At 51.8% G+C, this 23,485-nt stretch carries 23 protein-coding genes; 10 read left to right on the top strand and 13 right to left on the bottom strand.

Annotated features, from left to right (window positions below):
- Window positions 1–62: 62 nt before the first annotated feature.
- From ribF to TK45_RS12995, 4 genes are all read right to left on the bottom strand, one after another.
- Entirely contained in the window at window positions 63–989 is a 927-nt protein-coding gene (ribF, locus tag TK45_RS13010; RefSeq protein WP_131259275.1) for a bifunctional riboflavin kinase/FAD synthetase, read from the bottom strand.
- A 96-nt stretch (window positions 990–1,085) separates the two neighbouring features.
- On the bottom strand, window positions 1,086–2,651 hold the full coding sequence (murJ, locus tag TK45_RS13005) for a murein biosynthesis integral membrane protein MurJ (RefSeq protein WP_131259274.1): 1,566 nt from the start codon (window positions 2,649–2,651) through the stop codon (window positions 1,086–1,088).
- A 48-nt stretch (window positions 2,652–2,699) separates the two neighbouring features.
- On the bottom strand, window positions 2,700–4,529 hold the full coding sequence (locus TK45_RS13000) for an ABC transporter ATP-binding protein (protein WP_131259273.1): 1,830 nt from the start codon (window positions 4,527–4,529) through the stop codon (window positions 2,700–2,702).
- Window positions 4,530–4,538: 9 nt separating this feature from the next.
- Complete coding sequence (locus tag TK45_RS12995; protein WP_131259272.1) at window positions 4,539–5,363, bottom strand: mechanosensitive ion channel family protein; 825 nt, start codon at window positions 5,361–5,363, stop codon at window positions 4,539–4,541.
- 116 nt (window positions 5,364–5,479) lie between these two features.
- Here TK45_RS12995 and ppk2 point away from each other — a divergent pair, with 116 nt between their 5' ends.
- Window positions 5,480–6,247, top strand: coding sequence for a polyphosphate kinase 2 (gene ppk2, locus TK45_RS12990; RefSeq protein WP_131259271.1), 768 nt, complete (start codon window positions 5,480–5,482; stop codon window positions 6,245–6,247).
- On the opposite strand, the gene TK45_RS12985 is transcribed toward ppk2, so the two are convergent.
- Window positions 6,241–7,092, bottom strand: a complete 852-nt coding sequence (locus tag TK45_RS12985) for an ABC transporter substrate-binding protein (RefSeq protein ID WP_131259270.1) — start codon at window positions 7,090–7,092, stop codon at window positions 6,241–6,243. The two genes, ppk2 and TK45_RS12985, sit on opposite strands and share 7 nt — an antisense overlap.
- Before the next feature lie 92 nt (window positions 7,093–7,184).
- Here TK45_RS12985 and ftsB point away from each other — a divergent pair, with 92 nt between their 5' ends.
- From ftsB to rpoS, 9 genes are all read left to right on the top strand, one after another.
- Complete coding sequence (gene ftsB, locus TK45_RS12980) at window positions 7,185–7,457, top strand: cell division protein FtsB (RefSeq protein ID WP_131259269.1); 273 nt, start codon at window positions 7,185–7,187, stop codon at window positions 7,455–7,457.
- Window positions 7,458–7,472: 15 nt separating this feature from the next.
- The gene (gene ispD / locus TK45_RS12975; protein WP_256372538.1) at window positions 7,473–8,162 is read left to right on the top strand and encodes a 2-C-methyl-D-erythritol 4-phosphate cytidylyltransferase; all 690 of its coding nucleotides are present in this window, start codon (window positions 7,473–7,475) and stop codon (window positions 8,160–8,162) included.
- Window positions 8,159–8,644: a 2-C-methyl-D-erythritol 2,4-cyclodiphosphate synthase gene (ispF, locus tag TK45_RS12970; protein WP_131259268.1), complete on the top strand. Its 486-nt coding sequence runs from the start codon at window positions 8,159–8,161 to the stop codon at window positions 8,642–8,644. The genes ispD and ispF overlap by 4 nt, the downstream gene beginning before the upstream one ends.
- The gene (gene truD / locus TK45_RS12965; RefSeq protein WP_131259267.1) at window positions 8,634–9,686 is read left to right on the top strand and encodes a tRNA pseudouridine(13) synthase TruD; all 1,053 of its coding nucleotides are present in this window, start codon (window positions 8,634–8,636) and stop codon (window positions 9,684–9,686) included. The genes ispF and truD overlap by 11 nt, the downstream gene beginning before the upstream one ends.
- A complete protein-coding gene (surE, locus tag TK45_RS12960; protein ID WP_131259266.1) occupies window positions 9,667–10,413 on the top strand; it encodes a 5'/3'-nucleotidase SurE in 747 nt (248 codons plus the stop codon). The genes truD and surE overlap by 20 nt, the downstream gene beginning before the upstream one ends.
- 13 nt (window positions 10,414–10,426) lie before the next feature.
- A complete protein-coding gene (locus TK45_RS12955) occupies window positions 10,427–11,077 on the top strand; it encodes a protein-L-isoaspartate(D-aspartate) O-methyltransferase (RefSeq protein WP_131259265.1) in 651 nt (216 codons plus the stop codon).
- Window positions 11,074–11,652, top strand: coding sequence for a YqaA family protein (locus TK45_RS12950; RefSeq protein WP_131259264.1), 579 nt, complete (start codon window positions 11,074–11,076; stop codon window positions 11,650–11,652). Before TK45_RS12955 ends, TK45_RS12950 begins: the two co-directional genes overlap by 4 nt.
- Before the next feature lie 9 nt (window positions 11,653–11,661).
- Window positions 11,662–12,492, top strand: coding sequence for a peptidoglycan DD-metalloendopeptidase family protein (locus TK45_RS12945; protein ID WP_131259263.1), 831 nt, complete (start codon window positions 11,662–11,664; stop codon window positions 12,490–12,492).
- 117 nt (window positions 12,493–12,609) lie between these two features.
- The gene (gene rpoS, locus TK45_RS12940) at window positions 12,610–13,596 is read left to right on the top strand and encodes an RNA polymerase sigma factor RpoS (RefSeq protein ID WP_131259262.1); all 987 of its coding nucleotides are present in this window, start codon (window positions 12,610–12,612) and stop codon (window positions 13,594–13,596) included.
- Window positions 13,597–13,654: 58 nt separating this feature from the next.
- Here the strand turns inward: rpoS and TK45_RS12935 are convergent, their stop codons facing one another.
- The 8 genes from TK45_RS12935 to TK45_RS12900 form a co-directional block, all read right to left on the bottom strand.
- Complete coding sequence (locus tag TK45_RS12935; RefSeq protein ID WP_131259261.1) at window positions 13,655–15,403, bottom strand: sugar phosphorylase; 1,749 nt, start codon at window positions 15,401–15,403, stop codon at window positions 13,655–13,657.
- On the bottom strand, window positions 15,382–16,635 hold the full coding sequence (locus TK45_RS12930) for a glycosyl transferase (RefSeq protein WP_131259260.1): 1,254 nt from the start codon (window positions 16,633–16,635) through the stop codon (window positions 15,382–15,384). The genes TK45_RS12935 and TK45_RS12930 overlap by 22 nt, the downstream gene beginning before the upstream one ends.
- Before the next feature lie 4 nt (window positions 16,636–16,639).
- Window positions 16,640–17,464, bottom strand: a complete 825-nt coding sequence (locus tag TK45_RS12925) for a mannosyl-3-phosphoglycerate phosphatase (RefSeq protein ID WP_131259259.1) — start codon at window positions 17,462–17,464, stop codon at window positions 16,640–16,642.
- Window positions 17,457–18,329, bottom strand: a complete 873-nt coding sequence (locus TK45_RS12920; protein ID WP_131259258.1) for a P-loop NTPase fold protein — start codon at window positions 18,327–18,329, stop codon at window positions 17,457–17,459. Before TK45_RS12920 ends, TK45_RS12925 begins: the two co-directional genes overlap by 8 nt.
- Window positions 18,330–18,408: 79 nt before the next feature.
- Window positions 18,409–19,968, bottom strand: coding sequence for an exopolyphosphatase (gene ppx / locus TK45_RS12915; RefSeq protein WP_131259257.1), 1,560 nt, complete (start codon window positions 19,966–19,968; stop codon window positions 18,409–18,411).
- The gene (gene ppk1 / locus TK45_RS12910; protein ID WP_131259256.1) at window positions 19,952–22,069 is read right to left on the bottom strand and encodes a polyphosphate kinase 1; all 2,118 of its coding nucleotides are present in this window, start codon (window positions 22,067–22,069) and stop codon (window positions 19,952–19,954) included. Before ppk1 ends, ppx begins: the two co-directional genes overlap by 17 nt.
- A gap of 155 nt (window positions 22,070–22,224) precedes the next feature.
- Window positions 22,225–22,482: a DUF3081 domain-containing protein gene (locus TK45_RS12905; RefSeq protein WP_131259255.1), complete on the bottom strand. Its 258-nt coding sequence runs from the start codon at window positions 22,480–22,482 to the stop codon at window positions 22,225–22,227.
- Between the two features lie 23 nt (window positions 22,483–22,505).
- A complete protein-coding gene (locus TK45_RS12900) occupies window positions 22,506–23,465 on the bottom strand; it encodes an NAD(P)/FAD-dependent oxidoreductase (RefSeq protein WP_131259254.1) in 960 nt (319 codons plus the stop codon).
- Window positions 23,466–23,485 lie beyond the last annotated feature (20 nt).

Genomic DNA, 23,485 nt, shown 5'->3' with positions numbered 1-23,485 from the left:
CAGTCTTGTATGTACGCTTAAATACTAATCGCCAGATAGTATCATTTTCTGGCAAATGAAACTTAGTTGTGCCGATAAAAATCCCGTGCCTGCTGCACATCAATTTCTATTTGCTTTTTGAGGTGTTCAAACGAGTCAAATTTAAGCTCGTCACGTAACTTTTTGCCCAGCACCACCTCAATTTGCTGGCCATATAAATGTTGGTCGAAATCAAAAATATGCACTTCCAGCAGTGGTTTTACGCCATCTACTGTGGGGCGCGTACCAATGTTCGCCACCCCGAAAAACTGGCCAAAGGCACTGTTAACGGTAACCGCGAATACGCCGCTGACCGGCGAAACACAACGTTTCAATAAAACGTTGGCGGTAGGAAAGCCAATGGTGCGGCCTTTTTTCTGTCCGTGCACGACTTTACCGGCAATGCTATAGGGGCGACCCAGCATCATTTGTGCACTGGCCAGATCTCCCTGTTTGAGCGCGTCGCGCACCGCGGAAGAACTGATACGACAGTCCTCTAGACGGAAACTCTGGGTACTGACCACCTCAAAGCCATATTGTTTGCCGGCGGCGAGCAACATAGCAAAATCGCCCTGTCGGCCCTGACCAAAACGAAAATCGTCACCGACCACCAAAAACTTCACGCCGAGTCGCTCCACCAGCAACTCGCGGATAAACGCCTCTGCTGGCCAACTGGCGAAATGCTGATCAAAGCGCATACACAGCAGGCGGTCGATTCCGATACGGCGCAGTTCATTGTATTTGTCACGCAGGCGGGACAGACGTGCAGGTGCACGCTGGGGTGCAAAAAACTCTTCTGGCTGAGGTTCAAAAACCATCACTGTGGCGGGCAACTGACGTGCTTCCGCTTCTTGGCAAACATTCGCCAATACGGCCTGATGCCCTAAATGCACACCATCAAATTTCCCGATGGTAAGCACACAGCCATGATGTTTACTGCGCAGGTTGTGCAGACCGCGAACCAGCTCCACGAATTCCCCAATTTTGCCGACGTAAAGCGAGGGATTATAACCGACTAAAGGTGTAAAAAAAGGCACATTGGCGGCAAATTGTCCGCCAATGCTGAATTATTGGCTATTTCGCTGCATCAGGGTGCTGACTCGCCCACCCGCCAACAGCCACATCAACCCGAAGGTCACTGCACCACACACGATCAGTGCGACCAGTTGCATGATCCGCTCTGGTTCATTGCTCACACCCAGTACCGGCAACCAGCGCATCAACAATAACAGCACTGCCACCATCACCACACTGGCAATCATCACCTGCAGTATAAACACCAGCGTCTTGCGACTTATTCGGTAGACGCCCAGACGATGCAACTCGCGGTACAACAAGCCCGCATTTAACAGCGCTGAAGCGGCTGTGGCCATAGCCAGCCCCACGTAGCCATAGGGGATGGCAAAAATCACGTTAAACAGCATATTGGCCAGCATCGCTGTGATACCAAAACGTACCGGGGTTTTGGTGTCCTGGCGGGCAAAAAAGCCATTGGCCAGCACTTTAATCAACATAAAGAACAGCAATCCACTGGCGTAAGCCATCAAACTCATGGCGGCCATCTGGGTATCATTGGCACTGAACTCGGCGCGCTCAAACAGCACCGTCAGCATCGGCGCCGCCAACACAATTAACGCGGCTGCGGCGGGAATGCCAAGCAGGCAGACCATACGCACGCCCCAGTCCATGTTGGCCGAAAATTGCGTGTTATCGGTGGCCACATGATTGCGTGACAAAGTAGGTAAAATCACCGTGGCGATGGCGATACCAAACAACCCCAGCGGGAATTCCAGTAAACGATCGCTGTAATACAACCAACTGATGGCGCCATCCTGTAAAAAACTGGCAATAAAGGTATCAAACAGCAGATTAATTTGACTGACCGATACGCCAAATAACGCCGGAATCATCAGGCGGCGTACTTTGGTCACCTTTGGATCAGACCAGCCCCATTGTGGGCGCACCAATACCCCGGCATTGACCAGATAAGGGATCTGAAACACCAGTTGAATAATCCCACCGGCAAAGACGCCCCACGCCAGCCCAACGGCAGGCGTATCCATATAAGGGGCGCGATAAAGGGCCGCGACGATAATCGCCACATTCAGTAAAACCGGCGTAAATGCTGCGACGGCGAACCGATTAAGCGTGTTCAACACCGCGCCAGACAGTGCAGTGAGGGTGATAAAAAACAGATATGGAAAGGTGATTTTCAGCATCAGTGCCGAAAGCAGATACTTCTCGCCATCCGGATTACCGTCCAGATAATCCACAAACCAACCCGTACCAAACAACATAGCCAGAATCGGCGAGCCAATCACGCCCAGTACCGTTACCGCCAGTACCAGCGTGCCTAACGTGCCGGACACCCGCGCCAGAAACAGGCGTAACGCGGCTTTGTCTCCGCCGTGTTCTACTTCGGTCAGAACCGGGATAAACGCCTGGGCAAACGCCCCTTCTGCAAACAGACGGCGCAAAAAGTTAGGAATTTTATTGGCAAAAAAGAACACATCGGCCATGCCACCGGCACCGAGCAATCCGGCCACCACCACATCGCGCACCAGTCCCAACACGCGACTAATCAGCGTCATTACGCTGACAATAATCCCGGACTTTAACAACCTACCTGACACAGCTTTTTCCTTGTAATTTGCGCTGCCATTATGCGTGACACAGATGGCCTATTCCAGTCCCAGAAATCCACCGGTCTGATGGGCCCACAACTTGGCATAAATCCCCCCCTGGGCAAGCAATTCCTGATGCGACCCTTGCTCGACAATGCGTCCTTCGTCCAATACCAGCAATCGATCCATCGCGGCAATGGTTGACAGACGGTGGGCAATCGCCAACACCGTTTTGTTTTGCATGACCTGATTTAAACAGTCCTGAATCGCCACTTCTACCTCAGAGTCCAGTGCCGAGGTGGCTTCATCCAGAATAAGAATCGGTGCATCCTTGAGCATCACCCGGGCAATAGCAATGCGCTGACGCTGACCACCGGAAAGCTTCACGCCGCGCTCCCCTACATGCGCTTCCAGCCCCGTACGCCCATGGCTGTCGGATAATTGCTGAATGAACTGGTAGGCTTCGGCCTGACGCGCGGCCTTATCCACGTCCTCATCGCTGGCGTCCAGTCGCCCATACAGAATATTGTCGCGCACCGAGCGGTGCAGTAACGATGTATCCTGAGTAACCATGCTGATGTGTTCGCGCAAGGACTCCTGCTGAACATTACGAATATCCTGGCCATCGATTTCGATACTGCCGCCCTGCACATCAAAAAAGCGCAACAGCAGATTCACCAGGGTAGATTTACCCGCGCCGGAACGCCCTACCAGACCGACTTTTTCACCTGGCTTGATATGAATATCCAACGCATCAAACACCCGGTTACGCTCATCGTAATTAAACTGAATCTGGTTAAAGCGGATTTCACCCTGGCGGATTGCCAATGGTTTAGCATCTGGCGCATCTTTTACCGCGACCGGTAAGGCCAGCGTGTTCATACCGTCCTGCACTGTACCAATGTTCTCAAACAGGCCCGACACCTCCCACATGATCCACTGACTCATGCCATTGAGGCGCAGGGTTAAACTTACCGCCACGGCAATATCACCGGCACTGGCTTGCCCCTGTAACCATAAATAAATGGCCAGCGCCGAGGTTGAAAATATCAGCAACGCATTGCTGCCCCACACCAGAATGTTCAGCACTGTCACCAGCCGCATCTGCGGATAGACCGTGCCGAGAAAACGCTGCATGGAATTGAGCGCGTAATCTGATTCGCGGCTGCTGTGGGCAAATAATTTTACTGTGGTGATATTGGTATAACTGTCGACGATCCGACCCGTCATCTCTGAGCGGGCATCAGCCTGGCGCTCTGACACGCTTTTCAGGCGCGGCAACATAATGCGCAGAATCGTCACATAGAGCGCCAGCCAAATCAGCAGCGGAATCCCCAAAACCCAATCAATACTGAAAATCAGGGCCACGATGGAGAAAAAATACACCCCCACGTAGACCATCAAATCCAGCACTTTGCGCACGGTTTCACGCACCGCCAGCGCGGTCTGCATCACTTTGGTCGCTACCCGTCCGGCAAATTCATTCTGGAAAAAGCCCACGCTTTGCCCCAACAGATAGCGGTGGGCCTGCCAGCGAATACGCATAGGGTAATTACCCAGAATGGTCTGGTGATTGAGCAGTGAATGTATCAATACTGCCAGCGGCAGAAATACCAGTACCACCGCGCCCATCCACATCAGATTGCGCTGTTCTTGCGCCAGAAAGGTGGCCGGATCACGGCTGGCAAACCAGTCCACCAATTGCCCCATATAGGCGAACAAACTCACCTCCAGCAGGGCAATCAGTGCGGCAAATACCGACAATAAAATCAACGCGCGCTTCATACCAGCGGAATAATGCCAGCAGAATTTCAACAAGCTTTTCGGGGGTTGCTCCGGCGCGCTGGTCGGAAAAGGCTCGACCAGTTTTTCAAAAAATCCAAACATGGAAAACTCTTATGACTTGGTTTGATTCTCTTGTTGCGATTTGGCCTCAAACCACAACTGCATAAAATCCTGCGTAAGCTTCTGCTCGATATCCAGCGCCTGCTCAGTAGGGCAAAAAATAGTGACGGTGGTTACCGTCTGTCCCAGGTAGTTAGTGGTAATCCGCACAGTGGGCTGGGTGCCCGGCAACGACACTTCCAGGCGCTTTTCAATCAGGTTGTTATAGCGGCTGGCCACATCACTGAAGTGCTCACAATATTCGTTGGCCTTATCCAGTAGCGCCTGACGAAAGGCAAACACATCCACGCTGCCATCTCTGACCAAATCAAAATTGTGATTGGCATAACGCTTGAGAAAGTTCAGATTGCGCACAGGATGCAGCAATAACATATTGTTCGGCACAACCAGAGTGCGGCCGGTGAACTCATAACGGCGGATATCCACTTCCTGTAATATCACTTTGAGCCAGTCGGTTTCTGTAACCTCACCCACATCCTCGCCAATTTGCACCCAGTCACCTACACGGAAAATACGGTTAGAGCCCAGATAAATAAAGCCAGTAATGCACTGAATAAATTCACGGGTGGCCAGCACAATTGCCACCGCAAACGCCGCCAGCGACAGGGCAAAATCCTGCATTTCATGGGCCCACAGGATCATCATTAAAATCACTACAGTGAAATTAACGATATTTTTTACCAGATTGACCCGGTGGCGACGATCTTCCTTACTCGACTTATGCCGATGACGAATGAGTTTAATTATGCCCAGGCGCAACAACATAAACAGCACAATAATGCCCAGTGACAGGATTAACTTGTATTCCAGCAGCATAAGTTGAATGATGGCTCCGTGAGGTAGGCAAACTCAGCCACAGTGTAACAAAATTACAGATTTTTCTGCTATCTGATTACGCTGAAACCCCCGCGAATCTGGATGGGAGTCACTGGATGGATAAACGTCGCTATCATCGCGAACTCAAGAAGCTGCAAACTGAATTGTGCTATCTGCAGAGCTGGGTGGTGCAACAAGGTCTGAAAGTAGTGGTGTTGTTTGAAGGTCGCGACGCATCCGGTAAAGGGGGCGCCATCAAAGCCATCACCGCCCGACTCAATCCGCGTATCGTGTCGGTCGTGGCGTTACCCAAACCCTCCGACGTAGAAAAATCCCAGTGGTATTTTCAGCGATATGTGCCGCATTTGCCGTCCGCCGGCCAAATCGTGTTATTTGACCGCAGTTGGTACAACCGCGCCGGGGTCGAAAAAGTCATGGGATTCTGTACGGAACGGGAATATCAGGAATTTCTGCTCACCTGCCCGCAATTCGAACAAATGCTCAGCCGCGATGGCGTCATTCTGATTAAATACTGGTTTTCTGTGTCTGATGAAGAGCAGGAAAAGCGTTTCAACGCCCGTCTGACCAATCCGCTCAAGCGCTGGAAATTCTCCGAGATGGATTTAGCCTCACGCACGAAATGGGCAGATTACTCGCGCGCCAAAGATGCCATGTTCGCCCACACGGATACACGTGATAATCCCTGGTATGTGGTCGATGGAGACAACAAACTCAGCGCGCGGCTCAATTGTATCGCAGATTTGCTCGACAAAATTCCATACCAGCGCATCGACCCACCGCCGCTGACGCTACCGCCGATCAATCACGAGGATTATCAGCGTCCCGCGAAAAGCAGCCAAAATCACGTCAAACAACGTTACTGAGCCTGCCACAAATCAAAGGCTCCATTGGCAAAGGACAAGCGCATACCCTTACGATGGTAAGTGTCCTGCCAGCGTTTTGCCATCAAGACGTATGCACGCTCACCTTTGTACCGTTCAAAAGCCGCCTGCCAGCGTGCCACCAATGCCTTATCTGATTGTTTCGACATCACCACAAAAGACGGGATCACCCGGTAAATATATAACGGTGTAATATCTTGCAGACAGGTGGCGTAGCCTTTGGGGATAAGATCTTCACGGCACAGTAAATCCACCCCGGCGGCGGAAAAAAACACGCCATCGAGCCGCTTCAGCAGTAACGACTCCAGCGCCTGATCCCAACTGTTGAACGCATGCAGGTTGGTTAAGCCAGCATCCACTAATACTTGCTCGCGAAAATCACCCCGCAATACACCGATTTGCTGTAACCGGGCTAAGTCGGCCAGCGTATTAATTTCAAATTGGTTATCTTTATGGCTAAAAAGGGCGTACACGTTGCGACTGATAGGTGTGAGCCAGTGGTATTCCTCACCGCGGTTATCGGTTTTCACCACCGAAAACGCTAACACATTAGGTTCGGTATCCAGGATGTGCTTCGTTCTTGCCCACGGATAGACCTCAATGCTGACTGTTTCACCCAACTGCTGCTGCACTTGTTCGATTAACTCGACCGCATAACCACTGAGCTTGCCACTGTCATCCACAAACACAAACGGCCCATCCAGCGAGGTTACAATCCGCAGCGGCGGCTCGCTTGCCAGCACGTTGTTTGGCCAACCGCAGATCCACCCGAACAGTAATAAAATGATACCTTTGCGCAAACGACTCCCCATATTGATTATCTGCATATCTGCAATAGCCACCCTTTTGCCATTGCCAGTTGGCTCACATCCGGCATAATACTCTCAGATTGTTTAATTACACCAGTGACGCCTTATTGATGAGATGGTTCACCCTGATTCTGGTTTTGTTGTTATCTGCCCTGCAGTATCGCCTGTGGTTTGGCAAGCATAGCATCGTGGAATATCGCCAGATGAAACAAGAGGTGGAACAACAACGGATGCAAAATGCCAATCTCATTCAGCGTAATGCATTACTGAAGGCCGATATTCAGGATCTAAAAATCGGACTCGACGCCATCGAAGAGCGGGCGCGTAACGAGTTAGGCCTGATTAAACGCGGCGAAACCTTTTATCGAATTTTACCTCAGTAGCCATAAGGTTTTTTTGTGCATAAGTTTCCCGTCGTTGTGCCTGCTGCCGGAGTGGGTAAGCGTATGCAGGCAGATCGTCCGAAGCAGTATTTACACCTGCATGGCAAAACCCTGTTAGAGCATACGCTGCATGCGCTGCACGCCCATCCGCGCATCGGACAGATATACCTGGCGCTGCATCCACAAGATCCCTACTTCGGCCATCTGCCCATTGCTGATGCAGATTGGCTCACCCGCGTAGACGGAGGTTTGGAGCGCGCAGACTCAGTCCTCGCCGGACTCAATCAGATTATGGATGCCGACTGGGTATTGGTGCACGACGCTGCCCGTCCCTGTTTGCGCCATCAGGACATTGATGCCCTGCTGTCCCTGGCAGACGGACAACATGGTGGCATTCTGGCCTGCCCGGTGCGTGACAGCATGAAACGAGGAAATGGTGCAGGATTGGTTGCGACGTCTGTGTGCCGCGACGATTTATGGCATGCATTAACGCCGCAGTTTTTCCCGTTGCCAGCCCTGCGTGAAGCACTGCAGCACGCATTAACAGAGGGCCACACCATTACTGATGAGGCCTCGGCGATGGAGTTGGCCGGCCATCCGGTCGCGCTGGTTGAGGGTAGTCCCGATAATATTAAAATTACCCATCCACAAGATTTAGCGCTGGCGGAGCTTTATCTGACCGAGCGCAGCAAGGACTTTTTATGATGATTCGAATTGGTCACGGCTATGACGTGCATAAATTTGGTGGTGCGGGACCAATTACCCTCGGTGGGGTAAAAATAGATTATGAGCAGGGCCTTATCGCCCACTCAGATGGTGATGTCGCCCTGCACGCACTATGCGATGCACTGCTTGGCGCACTGGCGCTTGGCGATATCGGCAAACATTTTCCAGATACCGATAGCGCCTATGCCGGCGCTGACTCGCGCGGACTGCTGCGGCATGTGTATGCGTTGGTGCGGGAAAACGGTTACCAACTGGGCAATGCGGATATCACCATCATCGCGCAAGCGCCGAAAATGGCACCCCACATCGATAAGATGCGTGAGCGCATCGCCGAGGATTTGGCTACGGGCATAGGCCAAGTCAACGTCAAAGCGACCACCACCGAAAAACTCGGTTTCACCGGTCGCAAAGAAGGAATTGCATGTGAGGCAGTGGTTTTGCTGATTGCCGATGGAAAATAACCCGCTACCCAACTGGCACTATTGGCACGGTGAACCCAGCGTAAGCGCGCTGTTTAAAAGTATTCCGGAGGATTTTCAGGTTACCGAGATTCCGCTGACCGAGCCCAGCGGCGACGGTGAACACCATTTAATTTGGCTGGAAAAAGTCAATTTAAATACCGCGTTCGTGGCCGAACAACTAGCCAAATATCTGCAGGTGCCTTTACGTAACGTGAGTTATGCAGGACGCAAAGATAAGTATGCCCTGACCCGCCAGTATTTCAGCGTGCAAATGCCCAAGCGCACTGCGCCGGACTTCAGCCAGTGGAAATTGGCAGGCGCACAGATTCTTAGTTGTACCCGTCATAACCGCAAACTGCGCATCGGTGCATTACGTGGCAATCGTTTTGATATTTGCCTGCGCGAGCTCAGCCAAAGTGATGAATTGGATAACCGCCTCGCGCGTATCCGTGAACAGGGCGTCCCCAATTATTTTGGTCAGCAGCGTTTTGGTAACGGCGGCAGCAATTTATTATTGGGGCTGCGCATGGCCGATGGCGAACCTATCCGCAATCGTAACCGCCGTTCAATGGCCATTTCAGCGCTGAGGGCAAAACTGTTTAACGACTATATCAGCGAACGGCTGCAACAGGGTCGCTTCGAGCAGGCAATATCCGGTGACGTGATGCAATTGGCTGGCAGCCAGAGTTTCTTTGTAGCAGAAACAATCGACAGCGAAATTATCCGGCGCTTAAACGAGCGCGATATTTTTATCACGGGCCCACTGTGGGGTGAAGACAACTCACCTGCACAAAAAGAGTCGGCAGAGCTTGAAAACAGCGTATTTGTTCAGCAACAGTCGGTTTGCCAGGCGTTAAACGGGTTGAGTCTGCAACAAGAGCGACGGGCAATTAAATTACTGCCGCAAAATATGCAGTGGCACTGGCAGGACGACACCCTGCAATTAAGCTTTAGTCTGCCAAGTGGCTGTTTCGCCACCGCAGTGCTGCGCGAACTGGTCAATGTCAACGAAGGAGCTGCTGATGAAAATTCTGCTGAGTAATGACGATGGGGTACACGCCGATGGTCTGCAAGCGTTGTTTGCAGCCCTGCAGCTAGAGCACGACGTCACGGTTATCGCACCTGATCGCAATTGCAGCGGCGCCAGTAACGCCTTGTCCCTGACCAATCCTCTACGGATTGCGCCAATGAAAAACGGCTTTTACGCGGTCAATGGTACACCCTCAGACTGTGTTCATCTGGGCATCAACGGCTTTTTAGATGAAGAACCTGCCATGGTAGTGTCCGGTATCAATCACGGCGCCAATCTGGGTGATGATGTGATTTATTCCGGCACCGTGGCGGCGGCCACCGAAGGGCGTTACATGGGGTTGCCGGCCGTTGCCGTATCCTTATGCAATTATCAGGGAAAATACTTCACCACCGCGGCCAGCGTAGCAGCACAGATTATCCGTCATCTGCAGAAACATCCTCTGCCTGCGGATCAAATTTTAAACATTAATGTACCGGATTTGCCCCTTGAGCAGATAAAGGGTATTAAAGTCACTCGTCAGGGTCGTCGCCATCGGGCAGAATCCATGGCCAGGGCTACCGATCCATGGGGTCGGGAGATATACTGGTACGGCCCGGTAGGACAGGAACAGGATGCCGGTCCGGGCACTGATTTTCACGCCATCGCCACAGGTTATGTGTCAGTCACACCACTTTCGGTAGATATGACGGCCTACAGCAGTATGGATGACTTAACCCAATGGATTACCAAACTATAAAAATTACAACATTATGCAATACACACGCCGTACCACTGCTCGTCTCGGGGATTCACTTGCACTGCTGTTACAGCAGGAAGGAATAAAGCATGCTGATGTGCTGCGTGCTATCGCGGCCATTCCGCGCGATATCTTTTTGCCTGATGCCCTAAAGCACAAAGCTTATCAAAATACTGCTCTGCCGATTGGGCAAGGGCAAACCATTTCGCAGCCGTATATTGTGGCGCGGATGACCGAACTATTGCTGGCCGCGCCCTGCCAGCCGAAGAACGTGCTGGAAATCGGTACGGGCTCCGGCTATCAGACGGCGGTACTGGCACAGTTATTTGGCCATGTTTATTCAGTTGAACGGATCAAATCACTGCAATTTCAGGCCAAGCGCCGCATGAACCAGCTTGATCTGCACAATGTGTCGATGAAACATGGTGACGGTTGGCAAGGTTGGCAAAGCAAGGCACCGTTCGATGCGATCATCGTTACCGCTGCCGCCGCCAGCATGCCGCAGGCGCTGTTGGATCAGCTCAATGACGGTGGGCGTCTGATTATCCCGGTGGGTTCAGACACCCAGCAACTGTACTGTATCACCCGTAACGGCGACGAATTTGAGAGTCAGATTATCGAAGCCGTACGTTTTGTGCCTCTGGTGCCGGGAGCCCTGCTGTGAAGTTATTTCAACGAATGTACGACAGCACCCTGCGCTGGACTAAACATCGCCATGCACCACGCTATCTGGCCGCGATGAGTTTCGCCGAGTCGGTGTTTTTCCCGATTCCGGTCGATGTGATGCTGGCGCCCATGGCGCTGGGTACCCCTTCCAAAGCGTGGCGCTTTGCAATGATTGCTACCATCGCGTCGGTACTAGGTGGCATTGCAGGCTATTTCCTCGGTGAATATGCCTACAGTGGTTTTATTCACCCTCTGGTCGTTGAAGCAGGCTATGAAGCCAAGATGCAACATGCCATTGATTGGTTTAAAGAATACGGTGTGTGGGTAGTATTTCTGGCAGGCTTTTCACCCATCCCCTACAAAGTCTTTACTATCAGTGCCGGCTTTTTGCAGTTAGCCTTCCTGCCGTTTGTGATCGCATCGGTTGTCGGACGCGGCATGCGTTTTTATCTGGTCGCGGGGCTGATGCGCTGGGGAGGACCAAAAATGGAGAACGCCTTACGTCAGCACATAGAAACCATCGGTTGGGCGACGGTGGCACTGGCGGTACTGGCGTACCTGCTGCTCAGGTAAACACCGGCCATGTGCTGCAGGATAGCAACACTTATCATCATTGGCGGCTTAGCGGCCGGTTGTGCCGCTCCCCATGTACCCGCGCCAGTACGCGATCTCAGTTTGCCTGCACAAAACAACAATTTACTCGCGCCGCCTGATACTTATCTGGTTCGCAAAGGCGACACGCTGTTTTCCATTGCGTTTTTATACGATTTAAATTTTCAAACCGTAGCGGCACTCAATGATCTCGCCGCGCCTTATATTCTACAACCGGGGCAATCACTACGCCTGCAGGGCACGCCCAGCAAGGGCAAAAATAAGCAAAAACAACTGACCGCCGGTCAGTCAAATAACGATACCGAATTTACTGGTCAGACCTCAAAAATAAAGGTAAATCAACCTGTTGACCGCCAAAAATCACAGGCGTATGTTGATTCCAAGAGAGCGGCAAATGCCTCCAATGGCACCCCATCCGAAACCTATATAGTCTCTTCATGGGTGTGGCCTGCAGACGGTGAAATTGTCGAGCAGTTTTCTCTCAGGGAACAGGGGAATAAAGGATTAGACATCGCTAACCAGGCCGGCACAACGATTGTAGCCGCTGCAGAGGGTAAAGTGGTGTACACCGGCGATGCATTACGTGGATTCGGCAATCTGATCATTATTAAACATTCTGACGATTACCTAACCGCATATGCTCACACTCAACAAATTCTGGTCAAAGAACAGGATGTTGTGAAAGCCGGTCAAAAAATTGCGCTAATGGGAAAAAGTGGCACTGATCGGGTCAAGCTCCATTTCGAGATCCGCTACAGGGGCAGGTCGGTCGACCCACAACGCTTTCTTCCCAAGCGATGAGACGACCTTCAGACGTCTATGGGTAACGGCTGAACTCATCCACTGACTATAACAATAAATAATTATAACTACGGAGGCCTGTATAGGTTTGTACAATCGATAATTGGAGATTCAGCAATGGGTCAGAACAAATCCGTCGTTACTGAAACTGATATCGCAGATGATATCGATGATATTACCACCGAAGATATGCTAACCGATGAGGATGACAGCAGCGATCCCATCGAAGAAATCCTGGCTGCACAAGATGATTATCCGAAGAATCTCGATGCCACACAGCTCTACCTGGGTGAAATCGGTTATGCCCCTCTGCTGACAGCAGAAGAGGAAGTATTCTTCGCCCGCAAAGCCCTGCGCGGCTGTGAAGCCTCGCGCAAACGCATGATAGTAAGCAACCTGCGTCTGGTGGTTAAAATCGCCCGCCGCTACAACAACCGTGGTTTAGCCTTATTGGATCTTATCGAAGAGGGTAATTTGGGCTTGATCCGCGCTGTCGAGAAATTCGATCCCGAACGTGGTTTCCGTTTCTCCACCTATGCAACCTGGTGGATCCGCCAAACCATTGAACGGGCAATCATGAACCAAACCCGTACAATCCGCTTACCCATCCATGTGGTAAAAGAATTGAACGTGTACCTGCGTACCGCCCGCGAGTTAGCGCAGAAACTGGATCACGAACCGACCGCCGAAGAAATTGCCGAAGAACTGGATAAACCGGTTGAGGATGTCACCAAAATGCTGCGTCTCAATGAACGTATCAGTTCGGTCGATACGCCCATTGGCAGTGACAATGACAAAGCCTTGCTGGATATCATCGCCGACGAGCGGGATATGGGGCCGGAAGACAACCTGCAGGATGACGATATGCGTAACAATATCGTGACCTGGTTGAATGAACTGAACCCCAAACAGCGCGAAGTGCTGGCCCGCCGTTTTGGCCTGATGGGTTATGAACCGTCGACGTTGGAAGATGTTGGTGCAGAGATCGGTTTAACGCGTGAGCGCGTAAGACAAATACAGGTAGAAGCCTTGCGTCGCCTGCGTGATATCCTGTCCCACAACGGGCTAAGCATGGAATCCATTTTTGGTGACGTAACCGTTTAAGTTTAAGCGCTGACACTCTGCTTAAACTAAAGGGCGCCGATTGGCGCCCTTGTTGTTTCTATTCCGCGCGATTGGTGATCCAGACACTCTGATACGGCGCCATTTCGATACTCTGCTGCTCAGCATAAATCAGGTTACCACTGACCAGGTCAACCCAAGAATGGGTACCAATCATATTGATATCCGCCAGAAACAATTGCTGGGGCTCAGCACTGATGTTGCTGACACAAAAGATACTTTGCTGGCGGTCGCTGCTTTGTCGCCAAAAGCCAAACAACTGCTCGCCTAACTGCAGCACAAATTGTGTGGCATTGGGATGAAACGCACGCTGACGAATGCGGATCGCCAGTAATTCGGTTAGCCCCTGCAGCACCCTTTTGTGGCCGGACAACGGATCATGTAGTTGTTGCTGCAGATGCTGCCAACGCCAACGAAGACGATTAATCGCACGGTTATGCCCACTATTTTTAACCCGTTCGTTGTCGTTTTGCGTGCCTAGCAAACTATGGATATACACCCCGGGTATCCCCTCCAGTGCGAACATGATGGCATGGGCGCAGATAAAGCGGGCAATCCCCCATTTGTCCGGCCCAGCGTGAGTACCCTGCAAGGCATCGATCAAGGCAATATTCATTTCATAGGGTAATGGTTGCCCATGGGGGCCGGCACGCCATGAAATCAACCCGCCAAAACTTTGCATGGTTTGCACCAGTTGCGAGACATCTTCATCACTGAGCAACCCTTCGGCCGGGCGTAATCCGATGCCATCATGGGACGCAATAAAATTGAAATAGAAGGTCCCGTTTTGCGCCGGTGGCATCGACATCAACCAATTACGTAACACCCGGCAATTGCCGCTAACCAGGGTATTAACCAGTAGTGGCGGCAGGGAAAAGTTGTATATGCCGTGCGCCTCATTGGCGTTACCGAAGTAGGCCAGATTTTCCTGATTGGGCACGTTGGTTTCGGTGATTATCACCGCATCCGGGCAGGCATGCTCCACCAGCGTGCGGATGAGACGCACAATCTCGTGAGTCTGCGGTAAATTGATACTGGTGCTACCGGCCTGTTTCCAGACAAAGGCCACCGCATCGAGCCGGAAGATACGCACACCTTCATCCAGATAACGCCGGAAAATCCGCATAAACGCACTGAGCACCGCAGGGTTACGGAAGTCAAAATCCACCTGATCATGGCTAAAGGTGCACCACACCCACTGTTCGCCACGCGCGGTATCCACCGCTTTGAGCAGCGGCGATGTACGCGGCCGCACTACTTGTGAGATATCAGCATCCGCTGGCGCCACAAAGAAATAATCGCTGCCGGTGCCCTCACTGCGGATGAAATTTTCAAACCACAGGCTGCGCGCGGAACAGTGATTCAGCACCACATCGGCCATCAGGCGGTAATCTGTGGCGATGGCATTAATCGCTGGCCAGTCACCCAATGCTTCGTTGACCTGGGTGTAATCCATCACCGCAAAGCCATCATCGGAACTGTACGGAAAGAACGGTAAAATATGCACCGTATTTACCAGTCCAGCGCAGTACTCATCGAGAAAGCGTTTGAGCGTCACTAAAGGAAATTCGTCTGCCGACTCGATGGAGTCTCCATATGTGATCAAGGTGACATCCCGCTGTGACCAGCGGTTTTGATGGGGCGCTACATTGCAGCACACCTGTTGCAGCCGCATTTCCTGAATCAACTCATCGGCAACACTCTCAATCGCCATCGGCAAGGGTGTATCTGCATAAATAAAACGTAAATGATGAATAAGGCTCTCTTTCAGGCTGGTAACGACAGACATCCACTCTCCTCCATGGCAATGTCTGCGGCATCATCTTCCACCGCTTGCACCAGGCGTTCAAACACATCCGGCATAGCACTTTGCACCCGGTTCCAGCTGGGAATAAACGGACGCTCCATCGGGTAATTCAAAAAGCTCTGCCCCGCCTTCATAATGTTTTCGGCAAACAGTTCGACGGCTTTTTCTTCGTTATGTACATCCAGTCGCAAGCCATTCATGCGTGCATCGTTGTGATAAGTCTCCACAAAATCCAATGCGATGCGGAAGTAGGTTGCCTTGATAGAACGGAACACTTCGGAGCTAAAGGTATGCCCCTCGGTGGCCAGTTTGCGGAACAGCGCCTTGGTAATATCAATCGACATTCTGGATAAGCCGCCCTGATCATTGCCCACCGATAAATCCTGATGTTTATGATCGTAAATATTGGCAATATCCACCTGCGCCACGCGATTACTGGCATAGTTGCGGTACATTTCAGACAGCACGCCAATTTCCAGGCCCCAGTCACTGGGGATGCGAATATCGTTTAATACATCACGACGAAACGAGAATTCACCCGCCAGTGGGTAGCGGAAGCTATCCATAAATTCCAGATAGTCACAATGTCCCACCACCCGCTGCAATGCTTTTAACAGTGGCGTAACTAACAGGCGCGACACCCGGCCATTTAATTTGCCGTCCGCGACCCGCGCGTAAAACCCCTTACAAAACTCATAGTTAAACTGCGGGTTAGCGACCGGATAGATTAATCTGGCCAATAAATTCCTTTGATAGGTGACGATATCGCAATCATGTAATGCCACCGACTCGGCTTTGCCGGACGCAAGCACATACCCCATGCAATACCAGACATTGCGCCCCTTACCCATTTCTTTAGGCGCCAGGCCGAGCTCGGCCAGTTCAGCATCTAATGCTCGCAAGCGTGGCCCATCGTTCCACAAAATCCGGTGATGCTGCGGTAAGCGCGAGAAAAACTCACTGGCATGACGAAACTGCTCACGATCGGCGCGATCCAGCCCGATCACGATCTGATTGAGATAGGGTACTTCGCACAAATGACGGACGATATTATCCAGCGCCGGTCCCTGCAGTTCGGAATACAGGCTCGGTAAAATAAGCCCCAGCGGCCGTTGTGCGGCAAACTGACACAACTCCGCTTCCATTTGCTCAAGCGGACGGTTGTCCAGATTATGTAACGTAGTGACGATGCCATTTTGATAAAAATCGGCCATAACTTTACTCCTCTGTTGCCAGGATCTGTTGCATACACTCCGCCCAGCCCTGTGGGCCGGTAAAGGTACTGGTCAAAAGATTGGGATGTTCAATGTCGAACAACGGGTTGTGGGGGTTTTTAATCCGCACTGCGATATCAGCCTGTCGCAGCATGGAAATATCATTCTGTCCATCGCCCAGCGCGACGCTGGTAAATTGCTGGTGGGGAAAGGCCGCCTGTATTTGCTGCTGCAGCCACGCCATCGCCTGTCCTTTGCTGTGTTGCCCACCGATTGTCAAAAATCGTCCGCCAAACACGCCTTGAATGCCCTGCACTGCAAGGCAGGCAATAAACTCTTGTGCCTGTGCAGCGCTGCCCAACCACAATAACGGTTCGGTATACTCACGCTGGGCAGCACGTAGCGCCTGTACCGGCGATAAGCCGGTCAGTTTGGCGATTTCAGTCAGAGACATCTGAGAAAATTGCCGGTAAAGGCCATCAAATTCCGCAGCGACAACCTTTAGTTGCTGTAACCAATATTTGCGCGGCTGACAAAAACTGCGGCGCAACAAATGACCGTCCGGTTCAAACTCCGCTGTATTTGCTATTTGCGCGTCATCAAACAGGTAGATGGCGGCACCATTTTCACAGATAAAACCAGCGTGTATGCCGAGATCCGCCATTAATGGTTCGATCTCAAAGCGGGTTTTGCTGCTAGTGGGAATAACGATGGCATCCAGTTGCCTGAGACGATGCAACACCGCCGAGGCGGGCCTGAAATCATAGCTGTCGTGATCCAGCAAAGTGCCATCCAGGTCAGTAAAGATCACCAAACGCGACTTAGCCATTACCACCTCCCGGTAAACAGCGAGTCACCCGGCGCTGTTCGTCGAGCATTAACACCCAGTCACAGCGGGCTGGTAGTGCTGCCAGACTTCGTTCCGTTAAGCGCTGATAGTGTTGAATGAACCTTGCCAGTTGCACATCATTCATCAGGCCATCGCCTGCGCCAGAGGTCGCATCGCGCAGTTTGTGTTCTTGCTCCAGACGCCAGGCAAACACCTGCGCAAAAGACGGGGCGCGCAACATCAGCCACATATCCATAAAGGCATACAAAGGCAGATAATGGCTGGCCAGTTGCTGATTGACATAATGGCGCCAGCGTCCATCGCTATCTTCCTGCGCTTCCAGCGCATTGATTGGCTTGAGCAGCGACGCTTCATCCTGAGCAGGAACTCCCCAGCACCAGCCTTCAAATAACAGAATGTCAACCGGGCCATCGATGGGTTGTGATACGGCGGGATTATCCGTGGCCTTATTAAAGCGCGGCACACTGAACGATGACGCTTGCTGACGAACCTGTTCCAGCACCGCAGCCAGTTCAACGGTATCGTGCGTTCCGGGCACACCGCGTGTTTGCAGTAGTGGATGAATACTGGCAGCCAGATGCTGGCGCCTGGCGTGGCTGAAGTAAAAGTCATCTAAAGACAGGCACAGCACATTGACTGCATGGTTTTGACGTAAGTAGTCGGCGACAAACGCACAAAAGGTCGTTTTACCCGACCCCTGACAACCATTGATACCCACCATCACGGGGCGTTTTGCACGTTTAAAGTGCAGCAGAATACGTTCGGCTAATGGCACGTACCAGGTGGTCGCATCATGAATAAAGCCTTTACCGAGGCGGTGTTGCGATGCAAATTGCAGCAGCATAGTCCTCCCGTTGCATGCGTCGGCGCCCTTTCGCGCAGTGCAGATACAACGAGCAATTCAATCTGCGTGCCAACTGGCCTTAGTCGGCCAGTGTCAGGTCTTCCTCACCATTGATAAGTAACACCAGACCAAGTGCTTTGATTTGGTGCTGCTCTCGACGAAGGTCTGCGGTGATAATAGGTTTGTCCACCAGCCACCCGGACGGAAAACTAAGATTTATTCTTTGTTCGCTGGCGCTGGCCTCGATGTGGGGAACAAAGTCATCCTGACGCTTAATATTGAGCAACACGCCAAGTCGCAGCAGTGCTACCAAATAACGAATATCCTGCCAGCGATAGATATCCCACTCTATGGTCTCTAGCTGCCTGATTTTATTGCGATGCAAGCTCACCAAGGTGGCTAACAGGTGTTGTTGCTCCTGATTAAAGCCGGGCAATTCCACATGTTGCAGTATGTATCCGGAGTGGCGCTGCACCCCGCGACTGTTAATCTGCAAGCCCACCTCGTGCAGCAAGGCGGCCCAGCCGAGTAAATCGCCCAGATCGCCCTTTGATAATTGCCAGTTGGCCGCAACCTGATCAAACAACATGCGGCAGGTCGCCAGTACACGTCTGGCCTGCTCGGTGTCCACGTCATAGCGCGTCGCCAACGACTCGGCGCTGCGCGCCCGCACACTGGTGTGCTGGGTCAGCTCTTCTTCCATCTCGTACAGCACACCCTCTCGCAAGGCTGCCGAACTGTATTCCATCTGGTCAATATCGAGGCGGTTGAATACCGCGGTCAAAATGGCCAGTCCCGCCAGTAACACTTCGCGGCGATCCTGACTAATACCCTCGAGCTGAATATGCTCTACCCGCTCCCACACCAACACCATCGCTGCCAGCTGTTGCAGTGCCTGCGCCGTGATCACCCCGGCACGTGGACTCAGTTGCAGCGCTTTACACGCTTCGGCGATGGCTTTAATCGTACCTGAGGTTCCAAAACACTGACGCCAGCCCAGCTTGCGATAGCGTTTTTCAATATGTTCCAGTTCCTGCTCTGCCGCTGTAACTGCGCGTCGAAACGCTTTTTTACTGATATCACCATTGGCGAAAAAGCGTTGGGTAAAAGACACACAGCCCATGTCGAGACTGCGCAGGAGTAGTGGGTCAAACCCTTCGCCAATGGCAAATTCCGTCGACCCCCCACCGATATCCACCACCAGCGACTGCCCCTGGGCGTGATTGGTATGTGCCACGCCCATAAAAATCAGACGCGCCTCTTCCGTACCGGCAATCACCTCGATGGGGTATGGCAGTACTTCACGAGCCGCCACCAGAAAATCATGGGCATTGACCGCTTTACGCAGTGTATAGGTGGCAACAATACGCACCTTATCCGGTTCAAAACCTTTCAGGCTCTGCGCCACCAGCGCCAGCATATTCAGGCCACGCTGCATCGCCTCCGGGGACAATACATCCGCCTCGTCTAACCCATCGGCCAGACGCACTTTTTGTTTGACCCGGTGCAGGATCTGCACCGAACCGGCGACAATACGCGCCACCACCAGGTGAAAACTGTTAGAGCCTAAGTCCAGCGCAGCAACTTGGCTGGCTTCACGGGTATTGAGGTCGACGAAGGCGTTATCCGGCTGGGTCATGGGGCTCCTGTTCTGCCGCTTGTTCGGTAGCAATGTGGCGCTCTAATTCGGTCAGATAATTATAAATAGCCACCTGAGATTGAATCTTGCGACGATTACCACGCGGCACATAGCGGTTAGATTGCTCCGCATCAATAACCCGCGCTTTCATGGTGTCCTTAAACTGCAGTTCGAGAATATCAATGATGCGTTTTTGCAGCACTGGCTCCAGAATCGGGCAGCCTACTTCAATACGGCCGTCCAGATTCCGGGTCATCCAGTCCGCGGAGGAAATATACACTTTAGGGTCACCGCCGTTCTCAAACACCAGCACCCGCGGGTGTTCCAGATAGCGGTCGACGATGCTGATCACCGAAATATTTTCACTCAAGCCTTTGATGCCGGGACGTAAACAGCAAATGCCACGAATGATCATACGGATCTTCACCCCAGCCTGACTGGCCGCATACAACTCCTCAATCATGGTCGCGTCTTCGAGGTTATTCAGTTTGAGGGTAATCGCCGCTTTGCGTCCGGCCTTGGCGTTCACCACTTCATTACGAATCAATCCCACCAGACGAATGCGGTTATTCAGCGGTGACACATGCAATAAATCAAACCACTGACGTTTGTACGGGTTTTGAATCATATCGAAGACGTTGATGCCTTCCTGTGCCAACGCCTGATTGCAGGTGAATAAACTAAAGTCGGTGTAAATCTTCGCGGTTTTCTCGTTGAAGTTGCCTGTACCGAAGTGAGCGTAGTGACGAATTTCACCCTGCTCTTCGCGACTCACCACACACAGTTTGCTGTGAATTTTCAGCGACTGCGGACCAAGGATAACCCTGACCCCGGCGTCGGTGAGTTTCTTCGACCAGTCGATATTCGCTTCTTCATCAAAGCGCGCACGTAACTCAACCACCACGGTAACCAGTTTGCCGTTGTCTACCGCGTCGATCAGGCTGCTCATAATCCGTGAGCTTTTCGCTACCCGATAAATATTGATGCGAATATGTTTCACCGCCGGGTCAAACGCGGCCTGACGCAAAAACTCGCTAAAGTGCAAAAAGCGATGGAAGGGGTAATACAACAGGATATCCTGCCGACGAATCGCTTCAAAAATGGTATCGCAACGTTCAAACGCATTGGCGGTTAACGCCGGTAACGGATGATTTTCCAGATAGTCACGGCCAACATTGGGAAACCCGATAAAATCACGGAAATTCCGATAAGGACCGCCGGCGATCATACTGTCATAGGACGACATCTTCAGGCGCTTTTTCAGGACCTTCAGCATGTCCTTGGGCATCGCGCCATCATAGTTAACCCGCACCGGCTCAGCGCGCAGGCGCTGTTTCATGCTTTCCGTCATTTTTTCCACATAACTCTCATCAATTTCATCATTGATGGAATATTCAGAGTCACGGGTCATCTTAAATGAGTAGGCTTCCAGCGAATCAAATTCCACAAAGCCGCGGAAAATGCTTGGCAGGCACTGCTTAATAATGTCGTCGAGCAGCATGATATGGCGTTTTTTACGGCTTTTTTCCGGTGGGATCTCGATAAAACGCCCCAGCGCCTGTACTGGTACTTCAATCACCGCATAACGGGTTTCCTGATCGTCTTTATGTATCGCAATCAGCAGATAAGACGTGGTGTCATGCAGGCGTTTTTCTAATTCAATTTTTGAGTGCAGCAATAACGGGGCAACGTGACGCAACACCTTATTTTTAAAGAAGCCCTGCAGCCAGTTCCGCTGATAATCACTGAGGTTGAGCGGATTAACCATCACCACGTTATAACGCGCCAATTTAGCGACAACGTCCTGATAAATGGCTTCGAACTCTACGGACAGATCCTGCACTTTTTGCTGGATCTGTTCGAGCAACTCTTTGGAATAATCGGCACGTTCATCATCACCCGCGTTCATATGGATCATGATTTGGCGTTTCACATCCGCCACCCGCACCCGGAAAAATTCGTCGAGGTTGTTGGAGTAAATACCCAAAAAACGGATACGCTCAATAATAGGGTTATTGCGATCAGCCGCTTCTTGCAGGACGCGTTGATTAAACGCCAGCCAGCTTAGCTCTTTCGGATAGAATTTTTCGGGGTGACTCATGGGGTTCATCGTCGTTATTTTTGTGTTACGGCAGGCGCCGTGATCGTCGCAGACAACTGTTGCAGTTTTGTGACGAATGCGCCCCTCTGCTTAGATTCTATGCACTAAGTATCTGTACTGCCAGCGAAAACTGCGGTTAACCGAGGATTATTGCGTCAGTGATTTTTATCAATCGCGTGCAGACGTTTGGTAAAGTCTTCGAGCGCCTGTTCAGAGGGATAATCAAAGTGATATTTGTTATGGAAAAACACCGTGAGGGTGCTCTGCGCGTCGGATAAGTACAGGGTATAACCATCAAAATCACTGCGTGCGGTAACGCCATCCAGATAATGCCCGTCATCCTTCGCCTCGCCCTGACTGCGAATTTTTTCGAATACCCGCATCACCTGCAAAATATCGATTTCGTTTTTCATCCCCGTCCCCTGTTATCCACGCACTAACTAAAAAACTCACTGTGTAACAGATTGTGCGCCGATAACAACGCACCTTCAACCCGGCCACCTTCGCACCAGTCACCGATAGCAGCTATTCCCTCCGCTGTGTGCTGGATTAACCCCAGCGCCGCCACCGCTGGATTTTGTCTGGCGAAGCGCCAGAAATGCGTGTATTGGTCGTCAATCTGCTTCACACCGACAACCCGCCGCAGCCAGGCTTTAGCATCCCCGGCAACCTGTGCTGCAGCATCACGTCCTTTACTGGCGGAATAATCGGCACTGGCATGCAAAATCCAACAGTCAGTGTCCCGGCCCGGCTTAGTACCATTGCGGCTGACCCAGCTAAATTCATCATCAGAAAAAATACCACATAGCGCTGGGTCGACCTCATCGCTGCTGTGTAAAGCCACCGCCCAACAGGGCAGATGCAAATCGGTGGGAATACGCGTGCCAATTGACGTGTTGGCTAATAACGCTTTGGCCTGATCTGCGGGGATGGCACAAACCACACGGTCGAAGCCAGCGTGCCATTGGCTCAGATGATCCTCTAATTGCCAGCCGCGGCCCTGCCGTTGCAACCCGACAACACAGGTGGTGTAGTGCACCACAATGCCGTCTAACAGGGTTTGCGCGGGCGCGCGCATGCCAGGCATGCCCACATAGCGGGTTTCGTTATCGGGTGAAGGAGCAAGTTGCTGGTTTTTATAGGTGTAGGGAGTAAATATCCAGGGCGCAATCACGTCCTGCTGCAGCCATTGCTGTTTGAGCGCCTCAAAGCGTTGGTCACGCAAAGTGAAATATTGCGCACCCAGATCGGCGGCGGCAAAGTCCAGCATTTTGGTATTCATCCGCCCGCCAATACCGCGGGACTTTTCAAACACCACCACGTCGTGACCTTGCACAACCAATTGGTTGGCCAGATAGGCACCGGCCAGACCGGCGCCGACAATTGCTACCTTCATCACATTCTCCTGTTTGGCAG

The sequence above is a fragment of the Bowmanella sp. JS7-9 genome (genome assembly GCF_004329715.1).
Lineage (GTDB): Bacteria > Pseudomonadota > Gammaproteobacteria > Enterobacterales > Alteromonadaceae > Pseudobowmanella > Pseudobowmanella zhangzhouensis.
Note: the sequence above shows the minus strand (reverse complement) of the source record. Positions and strands in the feature narration are given on the sequence as shown.